The sequence below is a fragment of the Streptomyces sp. SID14436 genome (genome assembly GCF_010548465.1).
Lineage (GTDB): Bacteria > Actinomycetota > Actinomycetes > Streptomycetales > Streptomycetaceae > Streptomyces.
Window position 1 is genome coordinate 1 of record NZ_JAAGMD010000426.1, and the last position, 8777, is coordinate 8777.

Sequence of the window (8777 nt, forward strand, 5' to 3'; positions counted from 1 at the left end):
GTCGTCCGGGCCGGCGGCCCGCTGGGCCGGACGACGGCGTCCCGTCCCGGTGGCACTCCGTGCCGGTCCGCGGCGCCGGGTCCGGGCCCGCGGCGCGGCCGGTGCGGTGAGAGTTTTCCACAGGCCTGGCAGGGGTTCGGGCCGAGCACGTAGCGTGCCAGGCATGAAGATCCTCATCAGCGCCGACATGGAGGGCGCCACCGGGGTCACCTGGCCGGCCGACGTGCTGCCGGGGACCCCGCAGTGGGAGCGGTGCCGGTCCCTGTTCACCTCGGACGTCAACGCGGCCGTGCTGGGCTTCTTCGACGGCGGCGCCGACGAGGTGCTGATCAACGAGGCCCACTGGACCATGCGCAACCTCCTCCTGGAGGAGCTGGACGAGCGGGCCACCATGCTCACCGGCCGGCACAAGGACCTGTCCATGGTGGAGGGCGTGCAGCACGGCGACGTGGACGGCATCGCCTTCGTCGGCTACCACGCGGGCGCCGGCATGGAGGGCGTCCTCGCGCACACCTACCTCGCCAACTCCGTCACGGGGGTCTGGCTGAACGGGGAGCGCGCGAGCGAGGGCCTGCTCAACGCCCACGTCGTCGCCGAGTACGGCGTGCCGGTGGTCCTCGTCACCGGGGACGACGTGGCCTGCGAGGACGCCCTCGGCTACGCGCCCGGCGCGCTGAAGGTCGCCGTCAAGGACCACGTCTCGCGGTACGCGGCGGTGTGCCGCACCCCGGGGAGGACGGCGGCCGACATCCGGGCGGCGGCCAAGGAGGCGGCGGCCCTGGCGGTGCGTCAGCGTCCCGCCGACGCCGGACCCTTCACCGTGGAGGTGAAGTTCGACGCCGCACACCTGGCCATGGCCGTCACGGTGGTGCCCGGGGTGCGGCGCACCGGGGAGCGCAAGGTGGCGTACACGAGCGCCACGATGTACGACGGGATCCGCACCTTCAAGGCGGTCACCACGATCGCCTCGGCCGCGGTGGAGGAGCAGTATGGCTGACCTGCAGGCACTCGACGAGGTCGTGACGTTCACGTCCGACCTGATCAGGATCGACACCACCAACCGCGGCGGCGGCGACTGCCGGGAGCGCCCCGCCGCCGAGTACGCCGCGGCCCGGCTGGCGGAGGCCGGCCTGGAACCCACGCTCCTGGAACGCACCGAGGGCCGCACCAACGTCGTCGCGCGCATCGAGGGCACCGACCCGTCGGCGGACGCCCTGCTGGTCCACGGCCACCTGGACGTGGTGCCCGCGGAACCCGCCGACTGGCAGGTGCACCCCTTCTCCGGGGAGATCCGCGACGGGGTCGTCTGGGGACGCGGCGCCGTCGACATGAAGAACATGGACGCGATGATCCTGTCCGTGGTGCGGTCCTGGGCCCGGGAGGGCGTCCGGCCCCGCCGGGACGTCGTCGTCGCGTTCACCGCCGACGAGGAGGCGAGCGCCGAGGACGGGTCCGGGTTCCTCGCCGACCGGCACCCCGGCCTGTTCGAGGGCTGCACCGAGGGCGTCAGCGAGTCCGGGGCGTACACCTTCCACGACGGCGCCGGGCGGCAGATCTACCCCGTCGGGGCGGGGGAGCGGGGCACCGCGTGGCTGCGGCTCACCGCACGCGGGCGGGCCGGCCACGGCTCCAAGGTGAACCGGGAGAACGCGGTGACGCGGCTCGCCGCCGCGGTCAACCGCATCGGCGCGTACGAGTGGCCACTGCGCCCCACCCCGACCGTGCGGGCCGCCCTGCGCGAACTGGCCGGGCTGTACGGGATCGGGACGGACGTCACCGACGTCGACACGCTCCTGGAGAAGCTGGGCCCGGCCGCGAAGCTGGTCGAGGCCACCGTCCGCAACAGCGCCAACCCGACGATGCTGGACGCCGGTTACAAGGTCAACGTGATCCCGGGCACCGCCGTGGCACAGGTCGACGGCCGCTATCTCCCGGGCACCGAGGACGAGTTCCGCGCCACCATCGACCACCTCACCGGGCCGGACGTCGACTGGGAGTTCGTGCACCGGGAGGTCGCCCTCCAGGCGCCGGTGGACTCGCCCACGTTCGCCGCCATGCGCGCCGCGATCGGGGAGTTCGCCCCCGAGGGACATGTCGTGCCGTACTGCATGTCGGGCGGGACGGACGCCAAGCAGTTCTCCCGGCTGGGCATCACCGGATACGGTTTCGCCCCGCTGAAGCTGCCCGAGGGCCTCGACTACCAGGCGCTGTTCCACGGAGTGGACGAGCGCGTCCCCGTCGAGGCGCTGCACTTCGGGGTCCGGGTCCTCGACCGGTTCCTGCGGACGGCCTGAGGGAGTGGGGGAGACAGTGCGGATCCTGGAGTACGGCGCGTGGCCCTCGCCCATCGACGCGGCCACGGCCGCCGCCCACGACGGCAGCCCCGAGTTCGCGGACTTCGTCGGCGACGAGGTGTGGTGGACCGAACCGCGGCCCGCCGAGGGCGGCCGGCGCACCCTGGTGCGGCGGCACCCCGACGGCCGGGAGGAGGCCGTGCTGCCCGCGCCGTGGAACGTGCGCAGCCGTGTCCACGAGTACGGCGGACGGCCCTGGACCGGAACCACCACGGACACCGGCCCGCTGGTGGTGTTCGTCGACTTCGCCGACCAGCGCCTGTACCGCTGGGAACCGGACACCGAGCCCCGCCCGCTCACCCCCGTCTCACCGGTGGGGCAGGGGCTGCGCTGGGCCGAGCCCACCTGGGTGGCGGACCGCGGCGAGGTGTGGTGCGTGCTGGAGGAGTTCACTGGTGACGGACCCGGCGACGTGCGCCGCGTCCTGGCCGCCGTGCCGGTGGACGGCTCGGCCGCCGACGACCGCAGTGCGGTACGCGAACTCACCGACGGCCGGCACCGGTTCGTCACCGGCCCGCGCCTCGCACCCGACGGGCGGCGGGTGGCCTGGCTGGCCTGGGACCACCCGCGCATGCCGTGGGACGGCACCGAGCTCCTCGTCGCCGACGTCACCCCCGACGGCACCTTCGGCGAACCCCGGACCGTGGCGGGCGGACCGGAGGAGTCCGTCGCCCAGGCCGACTGGACCCCCGACGGACGGCTGCTGTACAGCAGCGACCGCACCGGCTGGTGGAACCTCTACCGCGACGGAGAACCGGTCTGCCCGCGCGAGGAGGAGTTCGGCGGCCCGCTGTGGCGGCCGGGATGGCGCTGGTTCGCCCCGCTCGACAACGGCCTCGTCGCCGTCCTGCACGGCCGGGGCGCCACGGCGCTCGGCGTCCTCGACCCCGAGACCGGCGAGGTCGTCGACGCGGCCGGCCCCTGGACGGAGTACGCGCCCTTCCTCGCCGCCCACGGCGAACGCGTCGTCGCCGTGGCGGGCAGTCCGCGCAGCGCCCCCGAGGTCGTGGAGCTGGACACCCGCACCGGCCGGGCCCGCGTCGTCGGCGCCGAGCACGACGACGTCGTGGACCCGGCCTACTACCCCGAGCCCCTGAGCCGCACCTTCACCGGCCCCGACGGCCGCGAGATCCACGCCCGCGTCTACCCCCCGCACCACCCCGGCTGCGCCGCGCCCGGCGACCGGCTGCCGCCCTATGTCATCCGCGCGCACGGCGGCCCGACCAGCCGGGTGCCGCTCGTCCTGGACCTGGAGATCGCCTACTTCACCTCGCGCGGCATCGGCGTCGCCGAGGTCGACTACGGCGGCTCCACCGGATACGGGCGCGCGTACCGCAACCGGCTCCGTGAGCAGTGGGGCGTGGTCGACGTGGAGGACTGCGCCGCCGTCGCGCTGGCCCTCGCCGCCGAGGGCACCGCCGACCGCGACCGGCTCGCCCTGCGCGGCGGCAGCGCCGGCGGCTGGACCACGGCCGTCTCCCTGACCACCACCGACGTCTACGCCTGCGGCACGATCCTCTACCCGGTGCTCGACCTCACCGGCTGGAGCACCGGCGGCACCCACGACTTCGAGTCCCACTACCTGGAGAGCCTGATCGGCCCCCGCGCGGAGGTTCCCGCCCGCTACGAGGAACGCTCGCCGATCGCCCACGCGGAGAAGCTCACCGTGCCGTTCCTGCTTCTCCAAGGGCTGGACGACGTGATCTGCCCGCCCGCGCAGTGCGAGCGCTTCCTGGCCCGGCTGGCCGGCCGGCAGGTGCCGCACGCCTACCTCACCTTCCCGGGCGAGGGCCACGGCTTCCGGCGGGCCGAGACCATGGTGCGCGCCCTGGAGGCGGAACTGTCCCTCTACAACCAGGTGTTCGGTCTCGGCGCGCCGGACGCCGCACCACTGGAGCTGACCGGATGAGCCACGTCCAGCCCCTCCGCCGGCCGTCCCGGCTCGCCCCCGGCGCGCGGGTGGCCGTCGTCGCCCCCAGCGGGCCGGTCCCCGAGGAGAGACACCGGGCCGGTCTGGACGTGCTGCGCGGCTGGGGCCTCGATCCGGTCGTGGCCCCCCACGTCCTGGACCGGCACCACGCCTTCGGCTATCTGGCGGGCACCGACGCCGACCGGGCGGCCGACCTCCAGGCCGCCTGGTGCGACCCCGCCGTGGACGCGGTGATCTGCGCCCGCGGCGGCTACGGCGTCCAGCGCATGACCGAGCTGCTCGACTGGACGGCGATGCGCGCCGCCGGACCGAAGGTGTTCGTCGGGTTCAGCGACATCACCGCGCTGCACGAGGCGTTCGCCACCCGGCTCGGCCTCGTCACCCTGCACGGGCCGATGGCCGCCGGACTCGACTTCGTCAAGAGCACCCGCGCCCAGGACCACCTCAGGGCCACCCTGTTCGACCCGGAGGCCGTCCGGGTCCTCCGCTCCCAGGGCACTGCGCTGCTGCCCGGCCGGGCACGCGGTGTCACCCTCGGCGGCTGTCTCTCCCTGCTCGCCGCCGAACTGGGCACCCCGCACGCCCGGACCTCCGCGCGCGGCGGACTGCTGTGCCTGGAGGACGTCGGGGAGGAGACGTACCGGCTCGACCGCTACCTCACCCAGCTGCTGCGCGCCGGAATGCTGGACGGGGTCGCCGGGGTGCTGCTGGGCTCGTGGCGGGACTGCGGTCCCCCCGAGGAGCTGCGCGCCCTGTTCACCGACCGGCTCGGAGCGCTGGGCGTGCCGGTCGCCGAGGAGTTCGGCTTCGGGCACTGCGACGGGGCCCTGACCGTGCCCTTCGGCGTCCCCGCCGAACTGGACGCGGACGCGGGCACCCTGACCCTGGACCGGCCGGCCCTCGGCTGAGCTCAGGACCGGCCGGTCCTCGGCTGAGCCCCGGACCGGCCGGCCCTCGCCCGACCGGGCGCCCCGTCCGCGGCGGAAGCGGGGCGCCGGGGGCCCGTCGTAGGGTGGCAGGGTGCCGCACTCCGCTTCCCCCTACCTCACCGAGGGCCCCCGCGTGGGGCTGCGCCCGTTCACCCTCGCGGACGGCGCCGAGTTCACCGCCCGCGCACGGGAGAGCAAGGACCTGCACCACCCCTGGCTGTTCCCGCCGGACACCGTCAGCGCCTACACGGCGTACGCGAAGCGCCTGATCGAGGACCCCGCCAAGGCCGGGTTCCTGGTGTGCGAGAAGGCCGACGGCGGCGCCATCGCCGGGTTCGTCAACATCAACAACATCGTCGAGGGCGGCTTCCAGTGCGGCGCGCTCGGCTACGGCGCCTTCGCGCACGCGGCCGGGCGCGGGCTGATGAGCGAGGGACTGGACCTCGTCGTGCGGTACGCGTTCGGGCCGATGCGCCTGCACCGCCTGGAGATCAACGTGCAGCCGGGCAACGCCGCGTCCATCGCCCTGGCCCGGCGCGGCGGCTTCCACCTGGAGGGGTTCTCACCCCGGATGCTCTACATCGACGGAGCATGGCGCGACCACCAACGCTGGGCCCTCACCCGGGAGATGCTCCGGCCCCGCTGACCCCGCCGGACGGCGGCGCGCTCCCGGCCGGTCCGTGCCGACCCCTGTTCAGGACCGTCCCGGGCCGCTTCCATGGAGATCGTGACGACGATCCGACGTGAGGTACTGACGCTGCCCGCGGCCCCGGTGGGTCCCGACAACCCCCTGCCCCCGCTGCGGCCCCTCGACGAGATGCACCGCATCGAGGACCGCGACAAGGAGGACCTGCCGCGCGACATGGCCCGGCAGATCGGCCACGCCCACCTGCACAGCCTGCTGCCCGTCCGCGTCCGGGACGGCTACGGCCGACGCCGCGACCCGGCCCGCATCGACACGCTGGTGATCGAGAACGACCGGCTGAGGGCCACCGTGCTGCCCGGTCTGGGCGGCCGGATCGCCTCCCTCGTCCACCGGCCCACCGGCCGGGAACTGCTGTACCGCAACCCGGTGCTGCAACCCGCCAACTTCGCGCTCAACGGGGCCTGGTTCTCCGGCGGCATCGAGTGGAACATCGGCGCCACCGGCCACACCACCCTGTCCTGCTCGCCCGTCCACGCCGCCGTCGTCCCCGCCCCCGACGGCGGGCGGATGCTGCGCCTGTGGGAGTGGGAACGGCTGCGCGACCTGCCGTTCCAGGTCGACCTCTGGCTGCCCGACGGCTCGGACTTCCTCCACGTCGGCGTCCGCGTCCGCAACCCGCACGACCGGCCGGTGCCCACCTACTGGTGGTCCAACATCGCCGTCCCCGAGGAGTGCCGCGTCCTCGCCCCGGCGGAGGAGGCCTGGCACTTCGGCTACACGCGCCGGCTGCGCCGGGTGCCGGTGCCCGAGTACGACGGCGTGGACCGCACCTACCCCGTCCGCAGCACCTACCCGGCCGACTACTTCTACGAGGTGCCCCCGGAGCGCAGGCGCTGGATCGCCGCCCTGGACGCCGACGGCCACGGTCTCGTACAGACGTCGACCGACGTGCTGCGCGGCCGGAAGCTGTTCGTGTGGGGGCGCGGCCCGGGCGGGCGGAGCTGGCAGCGGTGGCTCACCGAGCCCGGCACCGGCGGCTACTGCGAGATCCAGGCCGGACTCGCCCGCACCCAGCTCGAACACGTCTCGCTGCCGGCCACGAGCGAGGTGACCTGGCTGGAGACGTACGGCCCCTTCACCAGCCGGCCGGAGGGGGAGTGGGCGGGCGTCCTCCAGGAGGCCGAGGACCGGCTGGAGACCGTCCTGCCGCGCGCCGACGTCGACGCGGCCCACGCCGCCTGGCTGCCGCACGCCGACACCGAGCCCGGCGAGCGCCTCGCCACCGGTTCCGGCTGGGGCGCGCTGGAGGTGCTGCGCAACGGCTGGAAGCTGCCGGGCACGCCGTTCGACGAGACCGCCCTGGGCGAGGAGCAGGAGCCGTGGCGGCAGCTGCTGCGGGCCGGTTCCTTCCCCGAGCCGTCGGACGGGCGTCCGCCCGGGCCCACCCTCGTCGCCCCGCACTGGCGGGACATGCTGGAGACGGCTCCCGCGACCCCGCTCGCCGAGTACCACCTCGGCGTGGCGCAGTGGCACGCGGGCGACCGGGCCCAGGCGGTGCGCAGCTGGGAACGGGGACTGCGCGGCTCCGGACCGGTGTGGCCGTCCCTGCGCTGCCTCGCGGTCGCCGACCAGGAGGACCGTCACCACCAGCGGGCCGCCGACCGGTACGCGGAGGCGTTCGACGACCTGTGCCGCCGGGCGGGGGAGACGGCAGAGGACGCCGGGGACGCCGGGGGCGCCGAGTCGGTCACGGCGGCCGGGCGGGATGCGTGGACCGCCGTCGCCGCCGCGCTCGGGCGGGAGGCGATCGAGGCGCTGCTCGCCGTGGGCCGCACGGCCGACGCCCGCTCGGTGTGGGAGCGGCTGGATCCCGGCACCCGGGCACGCGGCCGGTTCCGGCTGACCGAGGCCGGGCTGCTGCTCGCCGAAGGCCGGCGCGAGCAGGCCCGGGCCGTGTTCGACGAGGGCTTCGAGGTCGCGGACCTGCGGGAGGGCGACGAGGTCATCGGGCGGCTCTGGAGCGCGCTCACCGACGAACCCCTGCCGGAGCACTACGACTTCCGGATGCGGCCGCCGTCCTGACGGCAGGTTCAGGACGGCAGGTTCCGGCGGCGGGCCGTGGTGACCGGGCGCGTCCCCGGCGGGTCCGCCGCCGGCCGCCGTCAGGACCGGCGGTCGGCGTACTCGTAGATGGCCCCGTCGGGGTGACGCACGATCAGGTTGCGGCCCACCGGCGTGGGCACGGGGCCCGCGATGATGTCGGCGCCCATGTCGGTCAGCACCCGGAGGGCCTCCTCCACGTCCTTCACCGCGATCGTCGCCGCGACCTTGCGCAGCACCTCCAACTCGGCCGCGGGACCGCTCATCAGCAGGAAGCAGCCCACCGCGGCCACGTGGACGCCACCCCGCTCGAAGCGGAGGGCCGGACCGCCCGCCAGCCGCTCGTAGAAGGGGATCGCGGTCTCGATGTCCTCGACGCAGACACGCAGTGTGGCACCCATAATCTCCATGACCACGAGCCTAGTTGGGCCCGGCCCACGACGGGGGCCGACCGGGGCTCCGGGACGGCGTCCGTCCGCGTCCGTTCCGCGACGCCCGGTCGCACCGCGTTACGCCGCCGGGCCGGCGGGTACCCGGCGCGCCATGCAGCGTTTGGAGCACTTGCAGCATCTGGACAAGCACCTGGTCGACGAACTGGCCCAGGTGGCACGCGAGACGGTGCGCGACGAACTGCGCGAGCAGACCCGCAAGCAGCGCCGCAAGGCGGCGCTGTACGCGGCGTCCGGCGCGACCGCCCTGTACGCGGGCGCCGCGCTGGCGCTCGCGGTGGGGCTCGCGCTCGCCCTGGTCCTGCCCGACTGGGCCGCCGCGCTCATCACGGCCGTGATCCTGGCCGCCGCGGCCTACGCCCTGCGCGG

Annotated in this window: 8 protein-coding genes; 7 read left to right on the top strand and 1 reads right to left on the bottom strand. The window is 74.9% G+C overall.

The features are described from left to right. The first annotated feature begins 163 nt into the window (after positions 1-163). From G3I53_RS14800 to G3I53_RS14825, 6 genes are all read left to right on the top strand, one after another. The gene (locus G3I53_RS14800) at positions 164-997 is read left to right on the top strand and encodes a M55 family metallopeptidase (RefSeq protein ID WP_164338427.1); all 834 of its coding nucleotides are present in this window, start codon (positions 164-166) and stop codon (positions 995-997) included. Next, on the top strand, positions 990-2294 hold the full coding sequence (locus tag G3I53_RS14805) for a M20/M25/M40 family metallo-hydrolase (RefSeq protein ID WP_164338426.1): 1305 nt from the start codon (positions 990-992) through the stop codon (positions 2292-2294). Before G3I53_RS14800 ends, G3I53_RS14805 begins: the two co-directional genes overlap by 8 nt. A gap of 4 nt (positions 2295-2298) precedes the next feature. Beyond that, positions 2299-4263, top strand: a complete 1965-nt coding sequence (locus tag G3I53_RS14810) for a prolyl oligopeptidase family serine peptidase (protein ID WP_164338425.1) — start codon at positions 2299-2301, stop codon at positions 4261-4263. Continuing rightward, positions 4260-5192: an LD-carboxypeptidase gene (locus tag G3I53_RS14815; protein WP_164338424.1), complete on the top strand. Its 933-nt coding sequence runs from the start codon at positions 4260-4262 to the stop codon at positions 5190-5192. Before G3I53_RS14810 ends, G3I53_RS14815 begins: the two co-directional genes overlap by 4 nt. Before the next feature lie 112 nt (positions 5193-5304). Then, the gene (locus G3I53_RS14820) at positions 5305-5859 is read left to right on the top strand and encodes a GNAT family protein (RefSeq protein ID WP_164338423.1); all 555 of its coding nucleotides are present in this window, start codon (positions 5305-5307) and stop codon (positions 5857-5859) included. Positions 5860-5931: 72 nt separating this feature from the next. After that, positions 5932-7941, top strand: coding sequence for a DUF5107 domain-containing protein (locus G3I53_RS14825; protein ID WP_164338422.1), 2010 nt, complete (start codon positions 5932-5934; stop codon positions 7939-7941). Positions 7942-8021: 80 nt separating this feature from the next. Here G3I53_RS14825 and G3I53_RS14830 read toward each other — a convergent pair whose 3' ends face one another. Further along, a complete protein-coding gene (locus G3I53_RS14830) occupies positions 8022-8369 on the bottom strand; it encodes a VOC family protein (RefSeq protein WP_164338421.1) in 348 nt (115 codons plus the stop codon). 133 nt (positions 8370-8502) lie between these two features. Between G3I53_RS14830 and G3I53_RS14835 the strand changes: the two genes are divergently transcribed. Further along, on the top strand, positions 8503-8777 hold a 275-nt coding region (locus tag G3I53_RS14835), incomplete at its 3' end, for a phage holin family protein (protein WP_203617119.1).